Source organism: Fontimonas sp. SYSU GA230001, assembly GCF_040066175.1.
Classification (GTDB): Bacteria; Pseudomonadota; Gammaproteobacteria; order Nevskiales; family Nevskiaceae; genus Solimonas.
Map to the genome: position 1 here is coordinate 58853 of NZ_JBEAAM010000007.1, position 26814 is coordinate 85666.

General features: G+C 69.9%; 24 protein-coding genes. 14 read left to right on the forward strand and 10 right to left on the reverse strand.

Features of this window, described 5'->3' with window-relative positions; genetic code table 11:
- Positions 1 to 96: 96 nt before the first annotated feature.
- The 4 genes from AAG565_RS04185 (at position 97) to AAG565_RS04200 (ending at position 4656) form a co-directional block, all read left to right on the forward strand.
- Positions 97 to 2334, forward strand: a complete 2238-nt coding sequence (locus AAG565_RS04185; protein WP_348818296.1) for a TonB-dependent receptor — start codon at positions 97 to 99, stop codon at positions 2332 to 2334.
- Positions 2331 to 3650, forward strand: coding sequence for an HmuY family protein (locus AAG565_RS04190; protein ID WP_348818297.1), 1320 nt, complete (start codon positions 2331 to 2333; stop codon positions 3648 to 3650). The genes AAG565_RS04185 and AAG565_RS04190 overlap by 4 nt, the downstream gene beginning before the upstream one ends.
- Positions 3647 to 4408, forward strand: a complete 762-nt coding sequence (locus tag AAG565_RS04195) for a DUF2470 domain-containing protein (RefSeq protein ID WP_348818298.1) — start codon at positions 3647 to 3649, stop codon at positions 4406 to 4408. The genes AAG565_RS04190 and AAG565_RS04195 overlap by 4 nt, the downstream gene beginning before the upstream one ends.
- 110 nt (positions 4409 to 4518) lie before the next feature.
- Entirely contained in the window at positions 4519 to 4656 is a 138-nt protein-coding gene (locus AAG565_RS04200) for a hypothetical protein (protein ID WP_348818299.1), read from the forward strand.
- Between the two features lie 101 nt (positions 4657 to 4757).
- Here AAG565_RS04200 and AAG565_RS04205 read toward each other — a convergent pair whose 3' ends face one another.
- A complete protein-coding gene (locus tag AAG565_RS04205) occupies positions 4758 to 5534 on the reverse strand; it encodes a ferredoxin--NADP reductase (RefSeq protein ID WP_348818300.1) in 777 nt (258 codons plus the stop codon).
- 161 nt (positions 5535 to 5695) lie between these two features.
- On the opposite strand from AAG565_RS04205, the gene AAG565_RS04210 reads away from it, so the two are divergent.
- Complete coding sequence (locus tag AAG565_RS04210; protein ID WP_348818301.1) at positions 5696 to 6403, forward strand: rhomboid family intramembrane serine protease; 708 nt, start codon at positions 5696 to 5698, stop codon at positions 6401 to 6403.
- A gap of 61 nt (positions 6404 to 6464) precedes the next feature.
- On the opposite strand, the gene AAG565_RS04215 is transcribed toward AAG565_RS04210, so the two are convergent.
- Genes AAG565_RS04215 through AAG565_RS04225 form a run of 3 tightly spaced genes read right to left on the reverse strand, consistent with a single transcriptional unit; the run spans position 6465 to position 9344 of the window.
- Positions 6465 to 7109, reverse strand: a complete 645-nt coding sequence (locus AAG565_RS04215; RefSeq protein ID WP_348818302.1) for a TIGR04282 family arsenosugar biosynthesis glycosyltransferase — start codon at positions 7107 to 7109, stop codon at positions 6465 to 6467.
- Positions 7110 to 7152: 43 nt separating this feature from the next.
- Entirely contained in the window at positions 7153 to 8241 is a 1089-nt protein-coding gene (locus tag AAG565_RS04220; protein ID WP_348818303.1) for an acyl-CoA desaturase, read from the reverse strand.
- A gap of 23 nt (positions 8242 to 8264) precedes the next feature.
- The gene (locus tag AAG565_RS04225) at positions 8265 to 9344 is read right to left on the reverse strand and encodes a ferredoxin reductase (protein ID WP_348818304.1); all 1080 of its coding nucleotides are present in this window, start codon (positions 9342 to 9344) and stop codon (positions 8265 to 8267) included.
- A gap of 137 nt (positions 9345 to 9481) precedes the next feature.
- On the opposite strand from AAG565_RS04225, the gene fabR reads away from it, so the two are divergent.
- The 4 genes from fabR to AAG565_RS04245 are packed head-to-tail and all read left to right on the forward strand — an operon-like array spanning position 9482 to position 14007.
- A complete protein-coding gene (gene fabR / locus AAG565_RS04230; protein WP_348818305.1) occupies positions 9482 to 10213 on the forward strand; it encodes an HTH-type transcriptional repressor FabR in 732 nt (243 codons plus the stop codon).
- Between the two features lie 60 nt (positions 10214 to 10273).
- The gene (locus AAG565_RS04235) at positions 10274 to 11632 is read left to right on the forward strand and encodes a PAS domain S-box protein (protein ID WP_348818306.1); all 1359 of its coding nucleotides are present in this window, start codon (positions 10274 to 10276) and stop codon (positions 11630 to 11632) included.
- Complete coding sequence (locus tag AAG565_RS04240; RefSeq protein ID WP_348818307.1) at positions 11629 to 12612, forward strand: universal stress protein; 984 nt, start codon at positions 11629 to 11631, stop codon at positions 12610 to 12612. The genes AAG565_RS04235 and AAG565_RS04240 overlap by 4 nt, the downstream gene beginning before the upstream one ends.
- On the forward strand, positions 12613 to 14007 hold the full coding sequence (locus AAG565_RS04245) for an MBL fold metallo-hydrolase (protein WP_348818308.1): 1395 nt from the start codon (positions 12613 to 12615) through the stop codon (positions 14005 to 14007).
- 21 nt (positions 14008 to 14028) lie between these two features.
- On the opposite strand, the gene AAG565_RS04250 is transcribed toward AAG565_RS04245, so the two are convergent.
- The 5 genes from AAG565_RS04250 to AAG565_RS04270 all read right to left on the reverse strand — a co-directional run bounded on the left by AAG565_RS04250 (position 14029) and on the right by AAG565_RS04270 (position 18146).
- On the reverse strand, positions 14029 to 14595 hold the full coding sequence (locus AAG565_RS04250) for a hypothetical protein (RefSeq protein WP_348818309.1): 567 nt from the start codon (positions 14593 to 14595) through the stop codon (positions 14029 to 14031).
- 1 nt (position 14596) lies between these two features.
- Complete coding sequence (locus AAG565_RS04255; RefSeq protein ID WP_348818310.1) at positions 14597 to 15355, reverse strand: helix-turn-helix domain-containing protein; 759 nt, start codon at positions 15353 to 15355, stop codon at positions 14597 to 14599.
- 129 nt (positions 15356 to 15484) lie between these two features.
- Complete coding sequence (locus tag AAG565_RS04260; protein WP_348818311.1) at positions 15485 to 16108, reverse strand: response regulator; 624 nt, start codon at positions 16106 to 16108, stop codon at positions 15485 to 15487.
- Complete coding sequence (locus AAG565_RS04265) at positions 16108 to 17625, reverse strand: PAS domain S-box protein (protein WP_348818312.1); 1518 nt, start codon at positions 17623 to 17625, stop codon at positions 16108 to 16110. The genes AAG565_RS04260 and AAG565_RS04265 overlap by 1 nt, the downstream gene beginning before the upstream one ends.
- 77 nt (positions 17626 to 17702) lie before the next feature.
- Positions 17703 to 18146 carry an Hsp20/alpha crystallin family protein gene (locus AAG565_RS04270; RefSeq protein ID WP_348818313.1) on the reverse strand — a complete coding sequence of 148 codons (444 nt, stop codon included), beginning with the start codon at positions 18144 to 18146 and terminating at the stop codon, positions 17703 to 17705.
- A gap of 156 nt (positions 18147 to 18302) precedes the next feature.
- Here AAG565_RS04270 and AAG565_RS04275 point away from each other — a divergent pair, with 156 nt between their 5' ends.
- The 3 genes from AAG565_RS04275 to AAG565_RS04285 all read left to right on the forward strand — a co-directional run bounded on the left by AAG565_RS04275 (position 18303) and on the right by AAG565_RS04285 (position 22940).
- A complete protein-coding gene (locus AAG565_RS04275; protein ID WP_348818314.1) occupies positions 18303 to 19253 on the forward strand; it encodes a histone deacetylase family protein in 951 nt (316 codons plus the stop codon).
- Positions 19254 to 19350: 97 nt separating this feature from the next.
- Complete coding sequence (locus tag AAG565_RS04280) at positions 19351 to 21729, forward strand: GNAT family N-acetyltransferase (RefSeq protein ID WP_348818315.1); 2379 nt, start codon at positions 19351 to 19353, stop codon at positions 21727 to 21729.
- Complete coding sequence (locus AAG565_RS04285; RefSeq protein WP_348818316.1) at positions 21696 to 22940, forward strand: DUF4010 domain-containing protein; 1245 nt, start codon at positions 21696 to 21698, stop codon at positions 22938 to 22940. Before AAG565_RS04280 ends, AAG565_RS04285 begins: the two co-directional genes overlap by 34 nt.
- Here the strand turns inward: AAG565_RS04285 and pmbA are convergent, their stop codons facing one another.
- The gene (gene pmbA, locus AAG565_RS04290) at positions 22941 to 24281 is read right to left on the reverse strand and encodes a metalloprotease PmbA (RefSeq protein ID WP_348818317.1); all 1341 of its coding nucleotides are present in this window, start codon (positions 24279 to 24281) and stop codon (positions 22941 to 22943) included.
- Positions 24282 to 24412: 131 nt separating this feature from the next.
- Between pmbA and AAG565_RS04295 the strand changes: the two genes are divergently transcribed.
- Together AAG565_RS04295 and AAG565_RS04300 are read left to right on the forward strand one after the other, a co-directional pair.
- The gene (locus tag AAG565_RS04295; RefSeq protein WP_348818318.1) at positions 24413 to 25444 is read left to right on the forward strand and encodes an aspartate carbamoyltransferase catalytic subunit; all 1032 of its coding nucleotides are present in this window, start codon (positions 24413 to 24415) and stop codon (positions 25442 to 25444) included.
- On the forward strand, positions 25441 to 26799 hold the full coding sequence (locus AAG565_RS04300) for a dihydroorotase (RefSeq protein WP_348818319.1): 1359 nt from the start codon (positions 25441 to 25443) through the stop codon (positions 26797 to 26799). Before AAG565_RS04295 ends, AAG565_RS04300 begins: the two co-directional genes overlap by 4 nt.
- Positions 26800 to 26814 lie beyond the last annotated feature (15 nt).

Here is a 26814-nt window from a genome sequence, read left to right on the forward strand (position 1 = left end):
TCTCCCTCTGATGCTGATGCGATTGATAATGATTCTCATTGTCGTATAATGGCGCCCATCGCGTCACCGGTCATCGTCCACTCGGGGAGCCGCTGTATGGAGCTGTGCGCAAGTCTGTCGATGCTGATGGCCGTCGGATGCTGGCTGCGCGCAGCGCTGGCCGAGCAGCACGCCGGTCACGCGCTCGAATGGCAGCTCCTGGGCGTGCCTTTCACCACTGCGTCATTGCTCGCCTGGACCGGGGCGCGCGGAGATGCCGGCCTCGAACCGTGGTGGCCGTGGCTCGGGGCCGCAGGCCTGTATCCGCTGCGTGTGCTGGTTGCGCCGCCCGTCCGGACGCGCGGCGCACGCGCGGCCCTGGCGTCGATCGTTGTGCTCGGCACCGGACTGCCCTGGAGCCTCGCCTTCGCATTGGAGACGCTGGCAACGATCACGGTCCCCACACGCACCATCGGCGAGCCGCTCGCAGGCACAGCCGGGCCGGACGGCGCTGCGGAGGAATTGGACGCCATCGTCGTCACCGGCACACGCACCGAGCACCGGCTCGGCGACAGCCCGGTCGACGTGCAGCTGATCACCGCAACCGACATCCACGCCAGCGGCGCGCGCGATCTCGCCGAACTTCTGGAGCGCGAGGGCGGCCTGCACGCCGGGCGACTGGCCGGCCGCGGCAGCACAATCGAGATCCAGGGCCTGTCCTCCGAACATGTACTGATCTTGGTTGACGGCCGTCGCATGATCGGACGCATCAACGGCGCAATCGACCTGACGCGCCTGCGCCTGGACGACGTCGAGCGCATCGAGATCGTCAAGGGCCCGAGTTCGGCACTGTACGGGGCCGACGCGCTCGGCGGCGTCATCAACGTCATCACGCGCCGCCGCGACACGCCCGGCACCCCAGAAAACGGCGCGCTGACACTGCGCGGCGACGCCGACGGCAATGTCGAAACCTTCGCCAACAGCGGCTGGGCTCTGGGACCGGCGCTGGGCGGTCGTGCCAGCGCCGGCTGGACCCGCATCGAGCCCTTCGACCTCGACGCATCGACCGCAGCACAGGACGGCCCCGCCGGCCGCAGCGCCCTGGCCTCGGCCAATGCCCGCTGGAGCGCGTCCGAAGACGTCAATCTGGACGCGGACTTTGCGTGGGCGCTCGACGACAGGTGTCGCGTTGACGACAACGGCAGCGGCGGCATGCAGTACGACACGCACAAGCGTATCGAGGAGCTGCGCGCTGGCCTGGCGCCGCGCATCGCGCTCGGCGGCGCCACCGAGTTACGCCTGGACGTCTACTACCACCGTTATCTCGACCAGTTCCTGCAGCAACGGCGCGGCAACGCAAACGCCACGATCGACGAGGAAACGCTCGACCAGCTCTGGGGCGGCGGCGTGCAGCTCGATCACGGACTTGGGCTGCATCGATTGAGCCTGGGGCTGGAGTCGCAGTTCGAGACGCTCGAGGCCGATCGCCTCGGCAGCGAGGGCAGGCGCGCCCGCCAGTCGCTCTTCACGCAGGACGAGCTGACGCTGCTCGACGGCGACCTCGCGCTCGTGCCCGGCCTGCGCTACGACCGTGACTCGCAATTCGGCGACCAACTGTCGCCGAAACTGTCGCTGCGCTATGCGCCGGCCCGTGACTGGATCCTGCGCGCGGGCTACGGCCACGGCTATCGCGCGCCGGACTTCAAGCAGCTGCTGCTGCGATTCAGCAATCCTGCGGTCGGCTACCGCGTCGACGGCAATCCGGACCTCGAGCCCGAGCGCAGCGTCGCTTATCACCTGGGCGTAACCTGGTTCGCCAACCGCAGTGCCAGCGTGGCCCTGTCCAGCTATCACAGCGCGGTCGAGGACCTGATCGAGATCGTGCAGGTCGCGTCGGGTCCGCCGGTCGTCTACAGCTATCGCAACGTCTCCAGTGCGCAGCTCTACGGCGCCGACCTGCAGACACAGTTCCGACCGCTCGCACCGTTGCGCGTACAGCTCGGCTACGGCTGGCTGCACAGCGAGGATGAGGCCAGCGGCGAGCCGCTCAGCGGCCGCCCTGCACGCCGCGCCAACGCCGCGCTGCGTTTCGAGCAGAAGAGCTACGCGCTCGGCCTGCGCGGCGTCTGGGTCGGGAAGCGCGAGTTCAGCGTCGACGTCGATGCCGGCGGCGCGCCGACTGCGGCCGGCACCGCCGAGCCCTACACGCTGTTCGACCTGCGCGGCGATTGGACGCCGGCCCCACGCCTTACGCTCTCCGCCGGCATCGACAACCTCTTCGACGCCGGCGACCCCGCCTTTCTGCCGATCCAGCCACGCACGTCCTATCTCGAAATTCGCTGGAGCTTCCGATGAGCCACTCGCATCTCACGCTACTCGCCGCATCCATAGTGCTCGGGGCCTGCGCTGGCGACATCTCGCCGCACGCGACACCGACGCCTGTGCCCGAGACACAGATCGACCTGCCCGGTCCCGGCGGCAGGCAAGCCCGCTTCACGTGGGACACTGCAGGCTGGTTTCACGCCAGCATCGACGCCAGCGGCAGCGACTGGATCTACATCGATCTCGACACGCAGACGCAGCTGTTCCCCGCAGATCCGGCGGCTAGCGACGCCTGGGACATCGCGCACAAGGGCGCAGACATTAAGCTCAACGGCGGCGTCTCCGGCACGCCGCCGTCCGGCATCGAGGTCGCGGTATACGCTGACAAAGTCGCCGAAGGCAGCGTCTACCCGTTCGCGGCGATCATGTCGGCGCCCCCTGCTTCGGCGGTCGATTACGTCACCGACGCCCAGGGCAGCGGCGTGCCGAGCGCCAACCCGATCGATCCATCGCCCAAACCCGCCTACGCGATGACCACGTACCCTGCCGCCGATGCGGAGCCGAATCCGCTGACCGGTGCCGGCGACTACGGCTGGTATCGCTACAGCGGTTATCTCGCCGGCTCCGTGGTCAGCGCGCGTACCAATGTCGGTTACATCCTGCGCACGGTCGAATGCCGCTGGTACAAGCTGCGCATGACCGGCTATACCGACGCCGATGGTACCCGCGGCCACCCGCAGTACGACCTCCTGCAAATCCCGGGCGGCGAGTGCGCACGAGGCGGCGACGCCGCCCCGCTGGGCCGCGCCCGCTTCGCCGCCAGCGCCGACGGCACGCAGACCACAGTTGATGCGTCCGACGAGCGTGCCTGGGTCTATCTCGACCTGAGCAACACCCAGCAGGTGGCGCCGAGCGACCCCGCCAGCGATCCCGCCGGCTGGGATCTGGCGTTGCGGCGCACCAACATCAAGCTCAATGGCGGCGCGTCCGGCGCCGGCAGCGTCGCGATCCACGACGGCCTGCACGACGACTGGGCCTCACGCAACCGGGTACCGGCGGATGCGCACTGGCACAGCGACACGACCGAAGCGCTGGCTTTCGTCACCTATCCGCCGCGCGAAGTCGGCAGCGAGTGTGCATTCGAGGCCGATGGCGACCACGGCTGGTACTACTACTCGGGATTCTGCGACAAAGGGGACGGTATGCACCACATCTCACCGCGCGACGTCGTCTACCTCGTGCGCGGCCGCGACGGCCTGTACTGGAAGCTGCGCGTGCTCGGCTACTACTCCGACACCGGCGAACCCGGCCACTTGTCGCTCGAATTCGCGTCTATCACCGCACCATGACTCGCATGACTCCCGACACCGCCCGCGCCACGTCCCACGCCTTGAACACCTTGGCCCGCGACGCCCGCACGCTGTATGCCCGCAACCTGCAGGGCATCCTATCGACAGTGTCGCTCGAACTGCCCGGCTATCCGTTCGGCTCGGTGGTCGCGTTTTCGACCGACCAGCGGAACCGGCCGGTGATCCTGATCAGCGATCTCGCCCAACACACCAAGAACGTCAAGGCCGATCCGCGCGTGTCGCTGACGTTGATCGAAGGCGGCGACGACATCCAGGCCGCTGGCCGACTGACGCTGGTCGGCAACGTCGTCCCCGTGACCGACAACCTCGCCGAAACGGCCGAGCGCTACTACCGCCGTTTCCCACATGCGATCGATTACCACCGCGCACACGACTTCGCGTTCTACCGCATCGAACCAGTCAAGCTTCGTTACATCGGCGGCTTCGGCAAGATCCACTGGCTGAACGCTGACGAGCTGTGCGTCGTCAATCCGTTCCCGTCTGGCGTCGAGGCCAGCATGATCGAGCACATGAACAGCGACCACGCTTCTGCGCTCATCGGCTACTGCCGCCTGCACGGCATCGAACCCCGTGGACTGCAACCGCGTCTGTCCGCGATCGACAGCGAGGGTTTCGATCTCATGCTCGACAAACGTCTGCTGCGCATCGCCTTCGAGCACCCGGTCCGCAGCGCCGGCGAAGTGCGCAGCGCGATGGTCGCGCTGGCGCTGCACGCGCGCGATCTGGCCACTGCATGATCGGGCGATACAGTGCATCGCGTGCAGTGCATACGGCTACTGCAGTGCACTCACTCGTGCGCATGAGCCGCCCTCGGACTTGCGAGAAGCCAGGACACATCAAAACTTCAATGCGCCGTGCGCCGTTTTCGGTACTGCGCCGCTGCTGGGCGCGGGCAGCGAAGCTCGGATTCTGGTTCTTCCTGATCAAGGGGCTGCTGTGGCTGACGCTGCCGCTGGGCGCGGCCTGGCTCGGCCACGGCACGTGAACCTGCTCACGGGCGCTGGATAGGGTCCTCAGTGACTGGCCCGAAACCCGGGCGTGCGATCGGACTCCAAGGCAACGATCCTTGTTCCGGTCGTGCCTCGCCTACTTCTCGACGAACGCTCGCTCGATCACGTAATCGCCCGGCGTGCCGATGTGCGGCGAGATCGAAAAGCCGCGCTCGTCGAGCATGCGCGCGGTGTCGGAGAGCATCGTCGGGCTGCCGCAGATCATCGCGCGGTCGGTCGCCGGATCGAGCCCCGGCAGGCCGATGTCGGCGAACAGCTTGCCGGACTCGACCAGCTCCGTCAGGCGACCCCTGTTCCGATACGGCTCGCGCGTGACCGTCGGGTAGTAGATCAGCTTGTCGCGCACCAGCTCGCCGAACAGCTCGTCGTTGGGCAGCGTCTGCGTGAAGTACTCCTCGTAGGCCAGCTCACTGACCAGGCGCACGCCGTGCACGAGCACGATCTTGTCGAAGCGCTCGTACATTTCCGGGTCCTTGACCAGGCTCAGGAACGGCGCGAGACCGGTGCCGGTGCTGAACAGGTACAGGTGCTTGCCGGGCCTGAGATCGTCGAGCAGCAGCGTGCCGGTCGGCTTGCGGCTGACCAGGATCTCCTGCCCCGGGCGCACGTTCTGCAGCAGCGAGGTCAGCGGACCGTTCTGCACCTTGATGGAGAAGAACTCCAGGTGATCCTCGTGGTTGGCGCTGGCGATGCTGTAGGCGCGCATCAGCGGCTTGCCGTTGACTTCCAGGCCGATCATCACGAACTGGCCGTTGCGGAAGCGCAGCGCCGGATCGCGCGTCGTACGGAAGCTGAACAGCGTGTCGTTCCAGTGCCGCACGCTCAGGATCTGTTCGGTACCGATGGCCGCCATTGCCGCCCGTCCTCAGTTGCTGTGGAAATCGCCGCGCATGGTAAAGGCAAAGCACCGCGGCGGCGCATCATATCGATATGACAAAAGCGGCAGCCTCGTCCACGGGGACGAGTGGCCGCGTGCCCCTTGCGAACCGGTACCGGCGCCCCGATATCGGGCAGATGAGTGACTTCCAGCGCCTCCGGCGCGCGGCCACCGTGATGGCCCTGTTCACCGCCGTGCTGTGGCTGCTGCTGGGCTACGGCGCGCTGTTGCCCTTCGACGCCATCCGCGCGTTTGGCCTCTTTCCGCGCGACATCGGGCGACTGCACGGCATCCTCACCGCGCCGCTGATCCACAGCTCGATCGGCCATCTCGCCGCCAATTCCGTGCCACTGTTCGTGCTCGGCACCGCGATGCTCTACGGCCTGCCGCGCGCGACGCGCATCGCGCTGCCGGCGATCTGGCTCGTCTCCGGGCTGGGTGTCTGGCTGTTCGGCCGCGCGTCGTTCCACGTCGGCATCAGCGGCGTCACGCATGGCATGGTGTTCTTCGTGCTGCTGGTCGGCATCCTGCGCCGCGACCGCGCCTCGATCGCGCTGGTAATGTTCGTCAGCTTCCTCTACGGCGGCATGATCTGGGGCGTGCTGCCGCAGCGGCCCGACATCTCGTTCGAGTCGCACCTCGCCGGCGCGCTGGCCGGCCTCGTCGCTGCCTATGCATTGCGCGACGCCGATCCGCTGACCGGCCCCCGGCTGCTGCAGCCCCTCCCGCCGCCGGCTGCGGACGAAGACGATCCGCTGATCGGCGATCAGTGGCGCGAAGGAACGGAGCCCACGGCGCCCCGCCCGGACGACGGCAGCGAACGCGGACCCGCCGGCGACCGCTGAAGCGCGGACCTGAGGCAGCCGAGTCGCGTGCACCATCCGGAACACGCACCGGTGGTCCTCATCAGTCCACGCAGCCGACCGGCAGTCCCATGCGCTGCGCCCGCGTCAGGTCCTCGGGCCGGTCGATGTCCCACAGTTCCGGCAGCTCGCACCAGTCGCACCCGGCACGCCAGCCGGCGCCCGCGAGCGCGGCGCGCGTCTGTTGCATGACTGCGGGCGTGCCCCAGGCCAACGGGCCGAATGCGGCGGCGACGGGTTCGCGTGCAGCGACGGCGACGTAGCCGCCGTCCTCGGCGGGGATGAAGGCCATGCGCGCACGGCCGAGTGCGGCCATCAGCCCGGCGAGGTGCCGGGCTTCGAGCAGCGGGCAGTCGGTGCCGGTGAGCGCGGCACGCTCGTGTGTGCGCAGCAGCGTCTGCAGGGCGTGCAGCATGCGTTCGCCCAGGTGATCGCCGTGCTGCGCGACGATGGTGACACCCAGCTGCCTGCGGCACGCCGTCCACAACGGATGGTCGGGATCACCGGCGGTGAACAGGGTGACGGCGCCGGGCGCGGCGGCCGTTGCAGTCTGCAGTGCGTGCAGCGTGAGCCGGCGCTGCAGCCGCGCGGCGCCTTCGGCGCCGAGTGCGGGGATCAGGCGGGTCTTGGCCTGCCCCGGCACGGGCGCCCTGGCCATGACGCCGACCGCGAACCGCGCTGCAGCCATGCCCCGCCCCTCGGTGACCAGGAGCGGAGCATAGCCCGGCCGTTCAGGCCGCGACCGGCTGCGGCTCCAGCGACTGGCCACCCGGCAGGCTCAGGCGCAGCACGCGCCAGGTCGTCGTGCCGAACTGGCGCGCGAAGGAGCCGGTGTTGTACGGCAGGCCGTACTTCTCGCACAGCGCCTGCACCCGCGGCGCGATCTCGGCGTAGCGGTTGCTCGGCAGGTCCGGGAACAGGTGGTGCTCGATCTGGTGACTGAGGTTGCCGGACAGGATGTGGAAGAGTCTGCCGCCGCGGATGTTGCAGGAGCCGAGCAGCTGGCGCAGGTACCAGCGCCCGCGCGTCTCGTTCTCGACCGACTCGGCGCTGAAGGTGTGCGTGCCGGCCGGGAAGTGGCCACAGAAGATGATCGCGTAGGCCCACAGGTTGCGGATGAAGTTCGCGGTGGCATTGCCGGCGAGCACATAGAAGAAGAACGGCCCCGCCAGCGCCGGGAACAGCACGTAGTCCTTGAGCGTCTGCTTGCGCGTCTTGCGCACGACGGCCTTGAGCCGCTTCCAGGCATCACGCCAGGTCTTCTTGCCCTCGATGACCTGGTCGAACTCGACGTCGTGCAGCGCGACGCCGTACTGGAACAGGCCGGCGAGCAGCGCGTTGTAGACCGGCTGGCCGAGGTTCCAGACGCTCCACTTCTGCTGCGGCGACATGCGCAGGATGCCGTAGCCGACGTCGCGATCCATGCCGACGACGTTGGTGTACGTGTGGTGCATATAGTTGTGCGAGTGCTTCCACTGGTCGGCCGGGCAGGCCGTGTCCCACTCCCAGGTCGAGGAATGGATCTTCGGGTCCTTCATCCAGTCCCACTGCGCGTGCATGACGTTGTGGCCGATCTCCATGTTTTCGAGGATCTTGGCCACCGACAGCAGCGCGGTGCCGGCGATCCAGGCCGGCGGCAGCACGCCGGCGAACAGCAGCGCGCGGCCGCCGATGTCCAGTCCGCGCTGGATGCGGATCAGGCGACGGATGTAGGCGGCGTCCTGTTCGCCGAGGCTGGCCCTGACCTCGTCGCGGATCGCGTCGAGCTCGCGGCCGAAAGCCTCGGCCTGTTCGGCGGTCAGATAGGGGGTCGTCGTCATGGCGTTCTCCTGCACGGTTTCATTCACAGTTCGATCTCGACATCGCCGACCGGCGCGCAGACGCAGATCTGCACCTGGTCGCCCTCTTCGGCATGGACGGTGCCGTCGCGCAGGTCGCGCACGGCGCCGGACCTGAGCGTGGCGATGCAGCCATGGCAGATGCCCATGCGGCAGCCGCTCGCCGGGGCGAGTCCCTGCAGCTCGGCCAGTTCGAGCACCGGCTGATCGCCGCGGCCGGCCGCGGAACAGCCGCTGCGCGCAAAGCGCACCGTAACCGCCGCGTCCGCCGGCACGCCGGCGAGCTGGCGCGGACGGAAGCGTTCGACATGCAGCTGGCCCGCGATGCCGGCCTGCTGCCAGTGCGCTTCCAGCGTCTGCAGCAGCGCGTCGGGGCCGCAGGCCCAGGTCTCGGACAGCCGCCACTCCGGGCACAGCGTTTCCAGCTGCTCGGGGGTGAATCGACCGCTCTGGCGGGTGTAGATGCGGTGCAGGCGCAGGCGCGGATGACGCTCGGCCAGCCGGGCCAGCTCGTCGCCGTGGATCATCTGGTCCGCATCCGGCGCACAGTGGATCACCGTCGCATACGGCATGACCCCGCGCGCGTCGAGGCTCGCCAGCATGCTCATCACCGGCGTGATGCCACTGCCGGCGGTGACGAACAGCAGTCGAGCGGGCAGGCGCTCCGGCAGCGTGAACGCGCCGGCCGGTTCTGAAAGCTGCACGCGCGCGCCGACGGCGAGTCGATCGACGATGTACGTGGAGACACGCCCCCCGGGGACCGCCTTGACCGTCAGTGTGAAGCAGCCGTCCGCGCGCTCCGGCGCCGAGCTGATCGAATAGCAGCGCCAGTGGCGCACGCCGTCGATGTCGATGCCGATGCGCACGAACTGGCCGGCCACATGGCGCGCAAAGCCGCGGCCCGGGCGGATCGTAAGCGTGACCGCGTCCGGCGCGGCGCGGCGCACGGACTCGACGCTGCCCTGCAGTGCATCGCCGTCGGCACGGACGGTGCCGAAATAGTCGGCGGGCGTGAGCGGATAGCTCAGCGCCGCGGCGAAGCGGGCGAGGACGCGGCGCGGGGCGGAAGACAGGTCGAAAGCCATGTGCGAGCTCCAGTAAACGTTTGTTTACTGTACACACGCCGACCATTACGGTCAACAGTCGTTTACTGTTTATTTTCTTGTCATTGTTTTGCAAGTATTTTTTGATTAACTATCGAGTTTACTGATATGCTGAGGTCATGAAACGACGTCCCCATTCGCGTCGCCAGGGCGAGGCCGAGAACGCCGGCCGCGAAGGTGGCCGCGACGAGCGCAAGCTGCGCACGCGCCGCGCGCTGCTCGACGCTGCCCTGCAGCTGCTCGAGGGCGAACGCAGCTTCAGCAGCCTGAGCCTGCGCGAGGTGACCAAGGGCGCCGGCATCACGCCGGCGGCGTTCTACCGCCACTTCAGTGGCATGGAGGACCTCGGCCATGCGCTGATCGAGGATTCCTTCCGCTCGCTGCACGTGCTGATGCGCCAGGCCCGCGAAGGCGCGCTGCCGAGCACGCACATGATCCGCGCGTCGGTCGCGACGTTCCTCGATCACGTCGCGGCGCACCGCGCGCACTTCCGCTTCATCGCCAAGGAGCGCTTCTCCGGCTCTTCGGTGATCCGCATGGCCATCCGCAAGGAAATCCGCCTGTGGATCGGCGATCTGGCCGTCGATCTGTCGCGCTTCCCCGCCCTGGCCAAGTTCAGCGCGGAGGATCTGCAGATGCTCGCCGGCATGATGGTCAACATCGTCATCGGCGGCACCGAGGTCCTCCTCGACACGCCACCGGCCGACACCGAGGCGTTGCAGCGCATCTACCGGCTCACCGAGAAGCAGATGCGCCTGGTGTTGCTCGGCGCGGCGCTGTGGGACAGCAACAATGCGCGCGCGGACGAACGCAGTCCGCCGTCGAGCACGGCCCGGTCGCGCGCGGGTTGATGCAGGTCAACGCGCCGCGCAGGCAAACGGCGCAAGGTGCCTCACATACCGGAGGAGTACATGCCCGCCCGCGCCGGCACCGTTGATCGATTGTTCCTGGACCTCTACTGCACGGTCGTCCGTCACCCGCAACACGGCGAAGTCTGGAACGAGCTGACCGAGGGTCTGGCACGGCTGCTCGAACTGCCGCTGGTCATGGTCGGACACTACGGCGCGCACGGCACGCTCGGCATCCTGGCGACCTCGCGCGAATCGGCGCTGTGGTGGGACCTGCATCGCGTACCGGAACGCTGGGACGGCTCGCTGGTCGGCCGCGGCCTCGCCGCACTCGCGCTCGGCGACGAATCGCCGGCGACGCTCGACCTGCACGACGAACGCTTCGTGTGCTGGCGCGAGGGCGCCGACCGCGACCGCCTGCGCAGCGGCTGCGCGGTCCGGGTGCGCAGCCGGCTCGGCGAACACCTTCTGCAGTTCTTCGCGCCCCGCGCGGACGCCTTCGACGACGACCTGAAGACGCTGCTGCTCGAACTGGGCGAACGCACGCAACGGCTGCTCGACGACCTGGCGCTGCTGCGCGAGCAGAAACTCCTGTCCAGCGCGCTCGAGCACGCCGGCAACGCGGCCTTCATCACCGACCGCGAGGGCACGATCGTCTGGTGCAACCGCGCGTTCTCGCGCATGTACGGCTACACGCGCGACGAGGCGGTGGGCCAGAACCCGCGCTTCCTCAGTTCCGGCCGCCAGGGCGTGCGCTACTACCGCGACCTGTGGAGCACGATCCGCTCCGGCCGCGTCTGGGCAGGCGAGACGGTCGATCGCGACCGCAGCGGTGTCGCCTACACCGTGCGCCAGACGATCACGCCGTTCTCGTGGAACGACGAGCAGTCGCATTTCCTCGCCGTGCACGACGACATCAGCGCCGAGTATGCGCAGCGCCTGCGCAGCCAGTTGCGCGACGGCATCGACGCCGTCACCGGGCTGATGACGCGCGCCGCCTTCGAGGAACGCCTGACCCAGGCCACCGCCGACGACGGCCGCGAGTGGACGCTGATGCTGGTCTCGCTGCGCGAGTTCCACGACGGCGTGCGCGCGCTCGGCGGGCGTGTCGCCGACAGTGTCGCCGCCGAGATCGGGCAGCGCCTGCGCGAGGCCCTCGGCGGCGACGTGCCGGCCGCGGCGATGGACCCCGGCGAGTACGCCGTGCAGATCGCGCACGACGGCGCGATCGACACGACCGCGCTGGTCAAGAGCCTGGAAGCGGCGCTGGCGCGGCCCTTCGGCCATCTGAGCGCGGCGCTGATTGCCCGTCCGCGCGTCGCCGTCGCCCACTTCCCCGCCGACGGGCGCAGCTTCGACGCCCTGATGCATCACGCCGATCAGCAGCTCGCCGACCGGCCGGTCAGCCGGGCCCGGAGATGAAGACGATCGGACAGGTTCTGGTGGTGGTCGATCCGGAGCGGCGTGCGACGCCGGCCCTGCAGCGCGGTGCGGCCCTGGCGCGCCGCGCCTCCGCCCGGCTGCAACTGTGTCTGCTGGATCACCAGCCGCTGATCGACGCCACCGCCGACATCATCGACCCCGAGGTCATGCGTCTGGCCAAGACGCAGTTCATCGCCGAGCGCGTGCAATGGCTGCAGCAGCAGTGCGATGCGCTGGCCGCGGAGGGCCTGGCGGCGGCCGCGGAGACACGCTGGGCACCGGCACGCCACAAGGCCCTGCTCGACCGTGTTCTGGAACATCAGCCCGACCTGGTGATCAAGGACGCCGAAGCCGAGGATGGCGGCTGGCTGGGCACGCCCGACTGGAAGGCGCTGCGCTTCTGCCCCGCGCCGCTGATGCTGATGCGGCCCGATTCCGCGCCGCTGCCGGCGCGCATCCTCGCTGCCGTGGACACCTCCGGCGACGCCAAGCAGAAGGCCGCGCTCAACGACGCCGTGTTCGACCTGGCACTGCAGCTGGGCCTGTACTGCGGCGCCGAGGTCCATCTCGCGCATGTGTTTCCCTTCCACGCGCCCGAACGCGAGCGCGGCCTGCTGACCGAGGCCTACGAAGACATGCGCCGTAACGATGGCGAACAGTTCCGCGCCTTCGCCGCTGCGCACGGCATTGCCGACGAGCGCCAGCACCTGCTGTCCGGCGATCCGGCGCAGACCCTGGCGGAGTTCGCGCGCCGCGGCGGCTTCGACCTGCTGAGCGTCGGCGCGGTGCACCGCTCCGCCATCGATCGCTTCTTCCTCGGCAGCACCGCCGAGAGCCTGCTGACCCTGGCCAGCTGCGACGTGCTCGTCGTCAAGCCCCCCGACTTCGTCGAGCGCCTGGGCGACCACATCGACATCGAGGGTCTGCGACGCCAACAGGCCCTGCTGCAGGCCGGGACCGGCCTGCCGGGAACGCGCTGAATGCTGCAACTGCAATTCTGGGGCGCCTGCGGGCGCGTGACCGGCTCCTGCACGCTGCTCAGCGTGGGCCGGCGCCATGTGCTGATCGACTGCGGCTTGATCCAGGGCAGCCCCGAAGACGAGGAGCTCAACTTCGAGCCCTTCCCCTTCGATCCGCAGCGCATCGACGCGGTGATCCTGACGCATGCCCATCTGGACCATTCCGGGCGCCTGCCGCTGCTGACCAAGTCCGGCTTCAAGGGCCGCATCTACACGCACCGCGCCAGCCGCGACCTGTGCCGCATCATGCTGCGCGATGCGGCCTACCTCAACGAGATGGACGCGCAGATCGAGAGCCGCAAGCGGGCGCGTCGCGGCGAAAAGCCGGTCGAGCCGCTCTACACCCGCGACGAGGCGGCGAGCTGTCTGCGGCATTTCCGCGGTGTGGACTATGACCAGCCCGTGGACATCACCGACGGTGTGCGCGCCTGCTTCCGCGACGCCGGGCACATCCTCGGCGCTGCCTTCGTCGAGCTGGATCTCGACGGCGACGGCCAGCGCCGCCGCGTCACGTTCAGCGGCGACCTCGGCCACGCCGCGTCACCGCTGATGCGCGATCCCGCGCAGCCGAACGAAACCGACCTGGTGATTCTGGAGAGCACGTACGGCGACCGCCGGCATCCGCCGTGGGCACGCACCGTCGAGCAGCTGCGCAGCGTGCTCGACGCCGCGTGGGCGGATCGCGGTGTCGTACTGATCCCGGCCTTCGCGGTCGGCCGCACGCAGGAACTGCTGCTGCTGCTGCACATGCATTACCGGGAATGGCAGCTCGACCGCTGGCGCATCCATCTGGACGGGCCGCTGGGCGTGGAGGCCACGGCGATCTACGCCGAGCACTACGCCGAGCTTGGCCCGGACGCGACCGCGTTCGCCCGGCGCGACGGCTTCCAGCTGCCGAACCTGCAGTTCACGCGCACGCCGGCGCAGTCGCAGCAGTTGAACAAGGCCGATGGCGGCACGCTGATCATCGCCGGCGCCGGCATGTGCAACGGCGGGCGCATCCGTCATCACCTCAAGCATCAGCTGTGGAAGCGCAGCACGCACGTGCTGATCGTCGGCTACCAGGCGCCCGGCACGCTGGGGCGGCGCCTGCAGGACGGCGCACGCTCGGTGACGCTGTGGGGCGAACCGATCCAGGTCGCCGCGAAGATCCACACGCTCGATGGCCTGTCCGCCCATGCCGACGCCAAGGAGCTGCGCAGCTGGTATGGCCGCATTCCCGGACGGCCCGTGGTGGCGCTCAACCACGGCGAACCGGAACCGATCCGGGCACTCGCGGCGGCACTGGAAACCGAGTACGGCGCCAGCGTGCGCGTTCCGCATTTCGCCAGCCGCATCGACCTGAAAGCCCTGTAGGAACCGGCGGCACGCCTGCCGCTACGCGGTCGTCCGTTTCAGTTCGAAGGGTGCGGCGGCGATGCGGCGATACAGGCGTTCGGTGCCGCGCAGGTGCCAGTAGTCGTACAGGAACACTTCGAGCGGCCGCCACAGTGCGACCCAGCCGACGATGGTCAGGCCCTCGTAGAGGAAATTGCCGATGATGCCGCGCTGTTCCTGGCCGCCGAACAGCTCGGCGAACAGCAGGCACGCCAGCAGGAAGGCGGTACCCATGAGAAAGTTGAAGCGGCCGCGGCGCAGCTCCTCGGCGCGGTCCGCGCGCACCACGCGCGCACGCTCGTTGAAGTAGTTGCGGATCGCAGCGCCGATCCAGCGCTCGGGATCCGGCTCATCGGGCCATTCGCGCAGGTGCAGCACCAGGCTCAGGGCCACGTCATGCGGCAGTTCGCGCACCCAGCCGACGATGAACTCCTCGGCGGCGCGGTCCAGATCGCGCTCGTGGAACGGAGCCGGGTCGAGCGAGTTGAACAGCTGTGCGACGTTGCGCAGCCGCAGCTCGACGGTGCCGCGCGCGCCCGGCGGCGCGCGCGGCACATCCGTGTCCATTTCAGGCGGCGAGCGCGAAGTAGTCGGCGCCACTGCCGGACAGGCCGACCGGCTCGGCGAGACCGGCGAGCCGCCGGCGGTCGCGGATGGCGAGCGCGCGGTCGCGCGATTCGAGCACGCCCTGCTGTTCGAGACGCGTGATCACGCGACACACCGTCTCGGTCGCCAGCCGCAGGTAGTTGCCGATGTCGCGGCGCGTCATCGGCAGTCGCAGCTTCTGCCCGCTCGCGCTCGGCGCCAGCCGCTCCTGCATGCTCAGCACGAAGGCCGCGACGCGCTGGTCGGCCGTGAAATCGCCCGACAGCGACAGCGCCGCCGACAGTTCGCGGCTGGTGCGCTCCAGCAGGCGCTGCATCAGCGCCGGAGAACGCTGCAGTTCGGCGGCGACCCGCGCGCGCGGAATCACGCAGACCTGCGAGGCCTCGACGGCGCCCGCGGCGCAGGGGTGATGGCGGCGTGACAGCGCGTCCAGGCCGATCAGGTCGCCCGGCAGGTGGAAGCCGCGGATGCGCTCGTTGCCTTCCTCGTCGATCGTGTAGGTCTTCACGCAGCCGGCGCGCACCAGGTACAGGTTCTCGGCCTCGTCGCCGGCATTGAACAGCGCGCCATGGCCGGGAAACAGCGGGACGTGCGTCTGCACCAGGTCGTTCCACAGCGAAATCTCCTGGTCCGGCAGGCCCGAGGTGAAACACCGCGACCCGGCCGGGCACATCGAGCAGTTCGGCTTGCAGCGGTCGAAAGGAACAGAGTGCGCGCCCATTTGTCATCTCCCGTTGAGGTGGGCACAGGATGCGACGCGCGCCCGGCCGGGCAAATCCGGGGCTTCCGCAGCGGGCCTGCGGAAACTACGTATTGAGGCGGCGGGCGGCCGGCCCCGCGCACCGGTCGCTCAGGGTGCGGCGGGGCCCTGGCGCAGGCTCAACACCATCTGCACCAGCTGGGCGAAGGACCGTGCCTCCATCTTCTGCATGACCCGCGCGCGGTGCAGCTCGACGGTGCGCTCGCTGATGTCCAGATCGAGCGCGATCACCTTGTTGGCGGCGCCATCGACCAGGCGCTCGGCGATCTCGCGTTCGCGCGCGGTCAATGCCTCCCAGCGGCGCCGCGTCTCGTCGATCTGCGCCAGGCGCGTGCGGTCGCGCGCATCCTGCTCCAGGGCCTTCTGCACGCGCCGGATCAGGTCATCGTCGTTGAACGGCTTCTGCAGGAAATCGAACGCGCCGTTGCGCATCGCCTCGACCGCCATCGGCACGTCACCGTGGCCGGTGATGAAGATCAGCGGCATCGAACAGCGCCGCTCGTTGAGTGCGCGCTGCACGTCGAGCCCGTTCATGCCGGGCATGCGCACGTCGAGCACGACACACCCCGCCTGACCCGGACCGAGCGCTTCGAGGAAGCGCCTCGGATCAGTGAAGGTCCGGCTGCTGAGCCCGACACTGCGCAGCAGCAGCGCGATGCTGTCGCAGATGGGCTCCTCGTCGTCCACGACGAACACGGTGCAGCCGGTACGCATCAGATCCCCTCTTCGTCGGTGTAGGCGGGCAGCGCCAGCGTGAAGCTCGCACCGCCCCATTCGTTGGTACAGTAGCGCAGCTCGCCACCGTGATCGCTGGCGATCGACTGGCAGATCGACAAGCCCAGGCCCATGCCCTGCTTCTTGGTCGTGAAGAACGGCTCGAACAAGCGTTGTTGCTGTTCCGCGGACAAACCCGGCCCGCGATCATCGACACGGATCGCCACCCATTGCGGCCGCAACACGGAGGTCCGGATCGAGACCAGCCGCGGCCCCGGTCCGTCCGTCATGGCCTCGACCGCGTTGCGGATCAGGTTCAACACGACCTGCTGGACCTGCACGCCATCGACGAACACCGGCGGCAGACCGCTGTCCAGCTCGACGTACAGTTGCGTGTCGGTACCGCGCAGCTCGAACTCGACCAGGCGCACCACGTCCGCAACGAGCTGGTTGCAGTCCAGCAGCTGGCGCTGGCTCTCGCCGCGCTTGGCCAGCGCGCGCAGGCCGCGGATCACCTGGCCGGCGCGTTCCGCCTGCGCGGCGATCTTGTCGAGCACGCCGAGCAGCTCGCCCGGCTGGCCCTGGCCACCGAGCATCAGGCGCCGGCAGGCGCTGGCGTAGTTGGCGATCGCGGTCAGCGGCTGGTTCACCTCGTGCGCGATGCCGCTGACCATCTCGCCGAGCGTGCCGATGCGCGCGACGTGCGCGAGCCGGGCACGCAGCTGTTCGGCCTCGTGGATCGCGGCGAACAGCTCGCTGCGATCGATGATCTCGCCGATGAACATCACCGGCTCGCCGTCCTCGTCGGTGGCCAGTGCCGAATAGTGCAGCGCGTGGATGACGCTGCCATCGGCACGCAGATACCGCACCTCGCACTCGCAACTGCCGCCGTCACGGCGCAGGCGCTCGAAGGCCTCGAGCGGAACCTTGCGGTCTTCGGACGCCATCAGGTCGGAGTGCCGCAGCGCGCACAGCTCCTGCTGCGACCGGCCGAACAACTCACAGCAGGCGCGGTTGGCGCTGAAGATGCCGCCGTGCAGGTCCGTGATCAGGATCGCCATCGGCGAGTACTCGAAGATCAGGCGCAGCTCCTCGGTACTCTGACGCAGCATCTCCTCCTGCCGTTTGCGCTCGGAGATGTCGCGCAGGATGCCGACGAAACCGTGTCCCTGCCCGGTGCGGAACTCACCGACCGACAGGTCGATCGGGAACGTCGAGCCGTCCTTGCGCTGCGCGACGACCTCGCGGCCGATGCCGATGATGCGCGGCTCGCCGGTGCGGTGGTAGCGCTCGAGGTAGCCGTCGTGCTCGCGCCGGAACGGCTGCGGCATCAGCAGGCTGACGTTATGCCCGATCACCTCCGCGGCCTGGTAGCCGAAGGTGCGCTCGGCGGCCGCATTGAAGCGCGTGACGATGCCGCGCTCGTCGATGATGACGACGGCATCGGCGGCGGCGCCAAGCAGCGCACCGAGCTGATCGTCGGCGGCTGTCGGCGCCTGACTGGAGAGCGGGTTCATCGGCCCGCAGTGTACCCGCTGAAACCGTCAGCGGGCCACGGCCGGACCCGGCCCGCTTACGGTACCCGGTGAGGGTATCAGCGCACCGGGATCTTCTTCTTTTCCGGCTCGGTCTTGGCCGTCTTGGGCAGGTGCACCGTGACGACGCCGTCCTTGAATTCGGCCTCGATCGCCTTTTCGTCCACATTGTCGGGCAGCGTGAAACTGCGCGAGAAACTGCCGTAGGCGCGCTCGACGCGATGGTACTTCTCGCCCTTGTCCTCCTTTTCGTACTTGCGTTCGCCGGACAGGGTCAGCACGCCGTTGTGCACCTCGATGCTGACGTCCTCTTTCTTGACGCCGGGCAGCTCACCCTTGACCAGGTACTCCTTGTCGGTCTCGCTGATGTCCACGGCGGGCGACCAGTTGGCGAGTTCGCCGCCGTTGCCGGTGACGGCTGGCAGGCCCCGCCCGAATCCGCGCCGCAAGGCGTTGAAGAAGTCGTCCATCTCACGGAAGGGGTTCCAGACTACAGGTTGCATGTTCGTCTCCTTTTCATCTTCATCGCACCGCCGCGGCGCAGCGCTGCGCCGCGGCAGGCGTAGTCTGGACAGGCCCGCCGTGGCGGACATTGATCCGTGTCAACCGGCCGGCGCGCGCTTTGGGCACAATGAGCCGAAGCGTCCGACGGAGTGACGATGCGCGCCCATTTGCCCGTGGCCTGGATCACCCATCCGTCATGCCGCCGTCACCAGATCGCCGACGGTCACCCCGAATCGCCGCAGCGGCTCGCCGCGATCGAGGACCGCCTGCTCGCCGCCGGGCTGTCCGGCTTCATGCACCCTTACGAGGCGCCCGAGGCGAGCCGCGAACAGCTGCAGCGGGTCCATACGGACGCCCACATCGAGCACATGCTGGCTCACCGCGACATCGGCGAACGCCGCGTCGAGATCGACGGCGACACCGCGTTCACCCGCCACACGGTCGATGCCGCGCTGCGCGCCGCCGGCGCCGGTGTGCTCGGCGTGGATCTGGTGATGACCGGCGAAGCCGGCCTGGCGTTCTGCGCGGTGCGGCCGCCCGGCCACCACGCCGAGCGCGCACGCGCGATGGGCTTCTGCTTCTTCAACAACGTCGCCGTCGCCGCGGCCCATGCCTTGAGCAAGGGCCTGCGCCACGTCGCGATCTTCGACTTCGACCTGCATTACGGCAACGGCACGGCCGACATCTTCCGCAACGACACGCGCGTGCTGCTGCTGTCGAGTTACCAGCATCCGCTGTATCCGCACTGGACCGGCGCGCCGGAGGCGATCAACCTCGTGGACGTGCCCTTGCGTGCCTACACCGACGGCCCGGCGTACCGGACCGCGGTCGCCGAAGCCTGGCTGCCGGCGCTGGAACGCACGCGCCCGGAGCTGATCCTGGTGTCGGCCGGCTTCGACGCGCACGCCGCCGACCCGCTCGGCGATCTGCGCCTGCGCACCGAGGACTACCGCTGGCTCGGCCAGTTCATCCGCGACGTCGCCGACGCGACGGCCGGCGGCCGTGTCGTCGCCACCCTCGAAGGCGGCTACGACCTGCAGGCGCTGGCACGCAGCGTCGAGGCCTTCCTGACGCCCTTCCTCGGCGGCGAACTGACGCCGGCATGAGCGGCATCGCGGAATCGGCTGCCGGTCGTCGGCTGCAGGCTGCAGAGAGACGTCCGCGGCCTGCAGCCTGCAGCCTGTCGCCGCCGTCCCTGCGACCATGAGCATCCGCAACCTCGACGCCTTGTTCCGGCCCGATGGCGTGGTGGTCGTCGGCCCGCCGCGCGATGCGCCCGGCGCCGAACTGCTGGCGCGCCTCGACGCACTGGCTCCGCAACGCCGCAGCCTGCTGGCCGGCACGCGCAGCGGCTGGACCGCGCTGCGCCACGCACGCGACGTCCGCGGCGCCGAGCTGGCGGTCGTCCTCGACCCCGCGGCGGTCACGCCTGCGGTCGTGCGCGCCCTGTGCGCGCGCGGCTGCCGTGCGCTGATCTGGTTCGCGGAGTCGGCGGTGCCGACGCCGATCCTGCGCGCCGGCCATGGCGCGACGCTGCGCGTGCTCGGCCCGCGCACCGCGGGAGTCGCCCACGCACTGGGTATCAGCGCTTCGGCATGGGCACTGCCGGCCGCCGGCACCACCGCGCTGATCGCGCAGTCGCGCTCGATCACCAGCGCGGCGCTCGACTGGGCCGCGGGCCATGCGCTCGGCTTCTCGTGGATGGCGGTCACCGGCGGCGAGGCCGACGTCGATGTCGGCGACCTGCTCGACTACGCCGCGCTGGATCCACGCACGCACGCGGTTGTGCTGCAGCTGTCGCGCATCGGCGCCGCGCGCAAGTTCATGTCCGCAGCGCGCGCCTGTGCACGCGCCAAGCCGGTGATCGTGTTGCAGACGGCGCGACCAGAGGGTGCGCCGCAGGCACAGGACCCGGTGCTGTCGGCGGCCTTCCGCCGCGCCGGCCTCGTCGAGGTCGATCGCGTCACCGCGCTGTTCTCGGCACTGGCCGCGCTCGACCGCGTCGGCGAGGCGGCGACCGGACGCATCGCCGTGATCGGCACCGGCACCGGCGTCTGCCAGCTCGCCTTTGCCGCGTTGCTGCGCGAGGGCCTGACGCCGGCCGCGATCGGCGATGCGGCGCGCAGCCGCATCCAGCAGCAGCTGCCGGTCGCCGAAGGCTGCTGTGCCGAGGCCATCAACGTCGATCTGGCCGACGACGACGCCACCGTCGCGGCGCTGCGCGCGGCGCTGTCCACGCCGGACGTCGATACCGTGATGTTCGTGCGCAGCCCCTCGCCGGGCCGCGACGACGAGTCGCTCGCCCGCAAGCTGGTCTCCGCCGGCCTGCGCGAGCGCCTGGTGGTCGTGTTTCTCGGCCAGCAGCGCGCGGCGCCGGCGCTGCGCTGCTGCGCACAGGGGCGTATCGCCGCGTTCGCCTCGGTCGAGGCCGCGGCGCGCGCGCTGCGTTACCGGCGCGAGCACCGGCGCACACAGGAACTGCTGATGCAGACGCCGACGCTCGATCCGCTGGTGCACGCCGGCGGCGCGCCGCCGGCGCTGGCGCCGGCGCGGCGCGGCAGCCCGCCGCGCACGCTGCCGGCGGACGAGGCGCAGGCCCTGCTCGGCGCCTACGGCCTGCTGCCGGCGGCGTGGATCGGCGGCGAGAGCCGCGGCCTGCGCGTGCACCTGCGCCGCCACGCCCAACTGGGCATGTACCTGGAAGCGCGCCTCGACCCGGCCTCCGCGGCGGCGCCGACCGCCCATGCGCTGCCGCCGCTGGACGACGTCGTCGCCGAGATCACGCTCGGGGAGGCCGGACTGGGCACGCGCAGCCAGGCGCCGCCTGGCCTGCGCATCCGCGACTATGCGCTGGCCGTCGCGCGACTCGCGCAGCTGGCCGCCGAACAACCCCTGCTGCGCGAAGCCGAGGTGCGCCTGGTCCCGGCGGACGACATCGCCGAAGTCGGCCATGCGCGCATCGTCGCCGACGCCGAGGCGCCACCCGAGCGCCAGCGGCTTGCGCTCGCGCCGTACCCGGCCGCGCTGGAACACGTCGCGCAGCTGCGCGACGGCCGGCCGTACCGCATCCGCGCGATCCATCCGACCGACGAGCCGGCGCTGATCCGCATGCTGTCGCAGGCCGGGCCGGAGGATATCCGTCTGCGCTTCTTCCGCTACATCCGCCAGTTCACCCATGCGATGGCGGCGCGCATGACGCAGATCGACTACGACCGCGAGATCAGCTTCGTCGCCGTTCCGCACGACAACGACGACGAAGTGCTGGGCCTGTCCACGCTGGTGTTCGACCCCGACGGCCGCGAGGCCGAATTCGCCGTGCTGATCCGCCGCGAGTACGCCGGCCAGCGCCTCGGCCTGCAGCTGATGCAGGACCTGATCCACTACGCCGCGGCGCGCGGCGCGCACACCGTGCACGGCGACGTGCTGGTCGAAAACGCCGCGATGCTCGGCCTCGCCCAGCGCCTGGGTTTCCGGCGCGAGCCGCATCCCGACGACCCCGGCTGCGTGCGCGTCGTCATCACCCCACAGCTTCCCAAACCGCCTCCTCCATGGACGAAATCGGTGTCCTGCGCGCATTCGTGACCAGTCTCGGCATCGGCCTGCTGATGGGGCTGGAACGCGAGCGTGCGAAAACCGCCGCGCCGGGCGTGCGCACCTTCTCCCTGGCCGCGCTCGCCGGCACGACCGCGGCACTGACCGCGCAGCACAGCGGCAGCGCGTGGATCATCGGCGCGGCGCTGCTGGCGATGGTCGCATTGCTGGTCGTGGCCTATGCGCGCGACCCCCGCCGCGTGCAGGATCCCGGGACGACGACCAACGCCGCGCTGCTGCTGTGCTTCCTGCTCGGCACGCTGGCCGGCTATGGTGTCAGCGAGATCGTCGTCGGCGTCGCGATCACCGCCACCGCACTGCTGTACTTCAAGCCGGAGCTGCACGGCTTCTCGCATCGTCTGTCCAGCGTCGAGATGCGCGCGATCCTGCAGTTCGCGGCGGTCGCCTTCCTGCTGCTGCCGCTGTTGCCGGACCGCGATTTCGGTCCCTGGAACGTGATCAACCCGTTCCGCATCGGCCTGCTCGTGGTGCTGATCTCCGGCCTCAACCTGGCCGGTTACGCCGCCCTCAAGCTGCTGGACCACGACCACGCCGTCGTCGCCATGGGCGTGCTCGGCGGAGTGGTGTCGAGCACCGCGACCACGCTGACGTTCTCGCGCAGCGCGCGTGACGGCACGGTACCGATGCGCACCGCCGGGCTGATCGTGGTCCTCGCCAATCTCACGGTGCTCGTGCGACTGGCGCTGGTCTCGGCGGTGGCCGCGCCGCAGCTGATCACCGTGCTGCTCCCGGTCCTCGCCACCGCACTGCTCGCCGGCCTGGTGATCCCCGCCTACCGGCTGTGGCGGCTGTCGCCGACCGGCGAACGGCCGCAGCTGGACGTGAGCAACCCGGCCGACCTGCGCAGTGCCGTGGGCTTCGCGTTGATGTTCGCGCTGGTGTTGCTGGCCGCCGCCGGTGTGCATGACCTGCTCGGCGCCACCGGACTGCTCGGGGTCGCCGCCCTGTCCGGCCTGACCGACGTGGACGCGATCACGCTCTCGACGCTGCAGCTGCAGCGGCAGACGCTGATCAGCGCGGCGACCGCCGTGACCGCGATCGGCGTCGCCTACGCGTCGAACCTGTCGTTCAAGCTGTCCGCCGTCGCCGTGATCGGCGGCCGGCGGTTGCTGCGCGAGGTCGCGGCGAGCTTCGCCTGCGTGCTGGCCGGCCTGCTGCTGGGAATCTGGTGGATGAGCTAGTCAGTGCCCGGCGATGGTCATGCGTTCGAGCAGGACCGAGCCGGTGCGCACATTGGCCAGCGGATCGACGTCGCTGCCGACGGCGACGATCTCCTTGAGCATCTGCGCGAGGTTGCCGGCGATCGTCAGCTCCTGCACCGGATGGGCGATCGCGCCGTCCTCGACCCAGAATCCGGCGGCGCCGCGCGAATAGTCGCCGGTGACGAGGTTCACCCCGTGGCCGAGCAGCTCCGTGACCAGCAGGCCGCGGCCCATGCGCCGCAGCAGCGCGTCGAAATCATCGACGCCCGGCTGCACCAGCAGGTTGAAGACGCCGCCGGCGTTGCCCGTCGTCTGCAGCCCGAGCTTGCGCGCCGAGTAGCTGCCGAGCAGCCAGCCGCGCAGCACGCCGTCCTCGACCAGCGTGCGGTCGCGCGTCGCCACGCCCTCGTGATCATAGGCCGCGCTGCCGGCGCCACGGCGCAGATGCGGGCGCTGGAGCAAGGTGACGCAGGACGCGCACACCGGCCGGTCGAGCTGGTCGAGCAGGAAGCTGGCCTTGCGGTATAGCGCGCCGCCGGAGATCGCACCGATCAGGTGTCCCCAGAAGCCGCGCGCCAGCTCCGGCGGCAATAGCACCGGCGCAGTACAGGTGCCGAGCTTGCGCGCGCCCAGCCGCGCCGCCGCGCGCAGGCCCGCCTTGCGGCCGATCGCGCGGACATCCATGAGATCGGCCGGACTGCGCGCGCTGCTGTACCAGTAGTCGCGCTGCATCTCGTCACCGGCGCTGGCGACCACCGCGCAGCTGAGGCTGTGCTGCGTCCCGCTGCGGTGACCGACGAAACCGTGGCTGTTGGCGTAGATGCTCACACCGCGGTGGCTGGCGACGCTCGCGCCCTCGCTGCCGGTCACGCGCGCATCGGCGGCGAAGGCGGCCGCCTCGCAGGCCGCGGCCAGATCGATGGCCTGGTCGGCGCCCAGATCCCAGGGATGATCCAGGTCGAGTTCCGGGAAGTCCCGCGCCATCAGCTCCGCATCGGCCAGGCCGTTGCAGGGATCCTCTCCCGTGGCGCGGGCGATCGCCAGCGCCGCTGCGACCGCTTCGCGGATTCCGGCATCCGACAGGTCGCCGGTGCTGGCACTGCCCTTGCGGCGGCCGAGGTACACCGTGACGCCGACGTTGCGATCCTGCTGAAACTCCAGGCTCTCGACCTCGGCCTTGCGCACGCTCACCGACAGACCCCGGCTCGCCGAAGCGCCGGCTTCCGCCTGTGTCGCACCGCCGGCGCGCGCCGCATCGAGCGCGAGCTGCGCACAGCGTTCGAGTCGTTCCGGGGACGGCAGGGCGGCGGGATCGGTCATGGACGTCGGGTGGCGCGAAGCGGTGCGCACTGTAACAGCTGTGCGCAGCCGACGGCCGCAGGCGACCGCAGGAGGCCGCCCGGGCCGATGCTTTCATTGCGCACGGCGAAAGCCCAGAATACGCGGCCAGCATGAGCCCAGAACTCCAACTCGACAGCCACGGCCGCCTGCGCCATCTCCTGACGCTCGAAGGACTGGATGCCGGCCTGCTGACCGAGATCCTCGACACCGCCGAAGAGTTCGACAAGACCCTGCGCGGGCCGGAGAAGAAGCTGCCGTTGCTGCGCGGCCGCACGATCATCAACCTGTTCTTCGAGCCCAGCACGCGCACGCGCACGACCTTCGAACTGGCCGCCAAGCGCCTGTCCGCCGATGTGCTCAACCTGCAGATGGCGGCGTCGAGCACCTCCAAGGGCGAGACCCTGTTCGACACGCTCAAGACGCTCGAAGCGATGCAGGCCGACATGTTCGTCGTGCGCCACGAAGCCTCCGGCGCCGCGCATTTCTTCGCGCAGCACGCCGCGCCGGGCGTGTCGATCCTCAACGCCGGCGATGGACGTCATGCCCACCCGACGCAGGGGCTGCTCGACCTGTTCACGATCCGCCGCTACAAATCCGGCGCAGGCCGACCCGGCCCCGACTGTTTCCGCAAGCTGCGCGTCGCCATCGTCGGCGACGTGCTGCACTCGCGCGTGGCGCGCTCGGACATCCATGGCCTGCGCGCACTGGGCACCACCGACATCCGCGTCGTCGCGCCGCCGACGCTGATCCCGGCCGGCATCGAGCAGATGGGGGTACGCGTCTGCCACCGCATCGACGAAGGACTCGACGGCGTCGATGTGGTCATCCTGCTGCGCCTGCAGAAGGAGCGCATGCTCGGCGCCTACCTGCCGTCGATGAGCGAGTTCCACCGCGACTTCGGCCTGACGCGCAAGCGCATCGAGGCGCTGCGGCGCGATGCGATCATCATGCACCCCGGCCCGATCAACCGCGGGGTCGAGATCGAGGGCGACATGGCCTACGGCCCGCAGTCGCTGATCCTGCAGCAGGTCCAGCACGGCATCGCGGTGCGCATGGCGGTGATGGCGATGATCCTCGGCCCGCCGCAACGCCGGGCCGCAGACGGGCGGCGCGGCCTGCGTCGCGCACGGAGCGCCGCATGAACCGTCCGACCCGGATGCGCGAATGGTCGGCACAGGCGCGGCGCGACCGTCCGGCGGGCTGCGAAGGCGCGCTGCTGATCAGCGGCGCGCGCGTGCTCGATCCGGCGAGCGGCCTCGATGCGGTCACGCCGGTGCTGCTGCAGAACGGCGTCGTCGCCGCCATCGGCGCGCAGGCGGCGCGCCAGCCGGCGCAGTGCAGCATCGAGGCGGACGGCTGCTGGCTGACGCCGGGCCTGGTCGATCTGTGCGCGCGCTTCCGCGAACCGGGGCAGACGCACAAGGCCAGCTTCGCCAGCGAAGCGCGCGCGGCGCTCGCCTCCGGCATCACCCACGTGCTGATTCCGCCGGACACGCAGCCGGTGATCGACACGCCGGCGATGATGCTGCGCCTGCAGCGCATCGCCGATCAGTCCGGCGCGGGACTCGGCGTGCACGGACTGGGCGCGCTGACCCGGGACCTGGCCGGCGAGGCGCTGGCGGAGCTGTCGGCCCTCAAGGCCGCCGGCGCGGTCGGCGCGAGTAACGGCCTCGCCCCGGTGCGCGACTCGCGCATCGCGCGCCGCGCGCTCGAGTACGCCAAGGGTCTCGACCTGCCGGTGCACGTCTTCGCGCAGGACCCCGCGCTGGCCTCCGGTGGCTGCGCGCACGAGGGCCCCGTGGCGACGCGTCTGGGCCTGGCACCGGTCCCGGTCGCCGCGGAAGTGGCGGCGCTGCGCTACTGGATCTCCCTGGTCGAGGATACCGGCGCCCGGGTGCATTTCTGCCGCCTGTCCACGGCGCGCGGCGCCGAGCTGGTGGCCTCCGCGCAGCAGCGCCGGCTGCCGGTATCCGCGGACGTCGCCGCGCACCAGCTGCACCTGACCGACGTGGACGTGGACGGCTTCGATGCGCGCTGCCATGTCGTCCCGCCACTGCGCTCCCGCGAGGACCGTGACGCGCTGCGCGCAGCCGTGCGCGATGGCGTCGTGCAGGCCATCTGTTCCGATCATCAGCCGCATGAGGCGGATGCGAAGATCAACCCCTTCCCGCTGACCGAGCCGGGCATTTCCGGCCTGGAGACGCTGCTGCCGCTGACGCTGGCGCTGGTCCACGAGGATCGGCTGGCGCCGCTCGACGCAGTGGCCCGGCTGACCACCGGGCCGGCGGCAATCGCCGGCATCGCCGCCGGTCGCATCGCGCTCGGCGAGCCGGCGGATCTGGCCCTGATCGATCCGCGCTGCGAATGGACGCTGCGCACCGAGACCCTGCTCAGTGCCGGCCGCAACACGCCGTTCGCCGGCCGCACGATGCGCGGCAGGGTCCTGCGCTGCTTCAGCCGCGGGGTCGAAGCGTTCGCCGCGACGGCACCGGCCTGAAGCCCGCCCGGGGAT

Coding starts and splice junctions, on each gene's coding strand:
- AAG565_RS04185 (WP_348818296.1), top strand. CDS start 97: ATGGAGCTGTGCGCAAGTCTGTCGATGCTGATGGCCGTCGGATGCTGG.
- AAG565_RS04190 (WP_348818297.1), top strand. CDS start 2,331: ATGAGCCACTCGCATCTCACGCTACTCGCCGCATCCATAGTGCTCGGG.
- AAG565_RS04195 (WP_348818298.1), top strand. CDS start 3,647: ATGACTCGCATGACTCCCGACACCGCCCGCGCCACGTCCCACGCCTTG.
- AAG565_RS04200 (WP_348818299.1), top strand. CDS start 4,519: ATGCGCCGTGCGCCGTTTTCGGTACTGCGCCGCTGCTGGGCGCGGGCA.
- AAG565_RS04205 (WP_348818300.1), bottom strand. CDS start 5,534: ATGGCGGCCATCGGTACCGAACAGATCCTGAGCGTGCGGCACTGGAAC.
- AAG565_RS04210 (WP_348818301.1), top strand. CDS start 5,696: ATGAGTGACTTCCAGCGCCTCCGGCGCGCGGCCACCGTGATGGCCCTG.
- AAG565_RS04215 (WP_348818302.1), bottom strand. CDS start 7,109: ATGGCTGCAGCGCGGTTCGCGGTCGGCGTCATGGCCAGGGCGCCCGTG.
- AAG565_RS04220 (WP_348818303.1), bottom strand. CDS start 8,241: ATGACGACGACCCCCTATCTGACCGCCGAACAGGCCGAGGCTTTCGGC.
- AAG565_RS04225 (WP_348818304.1), bottom strand. CDS start 9,344: ATGGCTTTCGACCTGTCTTCCGCCCCGCGCCGCGTCCTCGCCCGCTTC.
- fabR (WP_348818305.1), top strand. CDS start 9,482: ATGAAACGACGTCCCCATTCGCGTCGCCAGGGCGAGGCCGAGAACGCC.
- AAG565_RS04235 (WP_348818306.1), top strand. CDS start 10,274: ATGCCCGCCCGCGCCGGCACCGTTGATCGATTGTTCCTGGACCTCTAC.
- AAG565_RS04240 (WP_348818307.1), top strand. CDS start 11,629: ATGAAGACGATCGGACAGGTTCTGGTGGTGGTCGATCCGGAGCGGCGT.
- AAG565_RS04245 (WP_348818308.1), top strand. CDS start 12,613: ATGCTGCAACTGCAATTCTGGGGCGCCTGCGGGCGCGTGACCGGCTCC.
- AAG565_RS04250 (WP_348818309.1), bottom strand. CDS start 14,595: ATGGACACGGATGTGCCGCGCGCGCCGCCGGGCGCGCGCGGCACCGTC.
- AAG565_RS04255 (WP_348818310.1), bottom strand. CDS start 15,355: ATGGGCGCGCACTCTGTTCCTTTCGACCGCTGCAAGCCGAACTGCTCG.
- AAG565_RS04260 (WP_348818311.1), bottom strand. CDS start 16,108: ATGCGTACCGGCTGCACCGTGTTCGTCGTGGACGACGAGGAGCCCATC.
- AAG565_RS04265 (WP_348818312.1), bottom strand. CDS start 17,625: ATGAACCCGCTCTCCAGTCAGGCGCCGACAGCCGCCGACGATCAGCTC.
- AAG565_RS04270 (WP_348818313.1), bottom strand. CDS start 18,146: ATGCAACCTGTAGTCTGGAACCCCTTCCGTGAGATGGACGACTTCTTC.
- AAG565_RS04275 (WP_348818314.1), top strand. CDS start 18,303: ATGCGCGCCCATTTGCCCGTGGCCTGGATCACCCATCCGTCATGCCGC.
- AAG565_RS04280 (WP_348818315.1), top strand. CDS start 19,351: ATGAGCATCCGCAACCTCGACGCCTTGTTCCGGCCCGATGGCGTGGTG.
- AAG565_RS04285 (WP_348818316.1), top strand. CDS start 21,696: ATGGACGAAATCGGTGTCCTGCGCGCATTCGTGACCAGTCTCGGCATC.
- pmbA (WP_348818317.1), bottom strand. CDS start 24,281: ATGACCGATCCCGCCGCCCTGCCGTCCCCGGAACGACTCGAACGCTGT.
- AAG565_RS04295 (WP_348818318.1), top strand. CDS start 24,413: ATGAGCCCAGAACTCCAACTCGACAGCCACGGCCGCCTGCGCCATCTC.
- AAG565_RS04300 (WP_348818319.1), top strand. CDS start 25,441: ATGAACCGTCCGACCCGGATGCGCGAATGGTCGGCACAGGCGCGGCGC.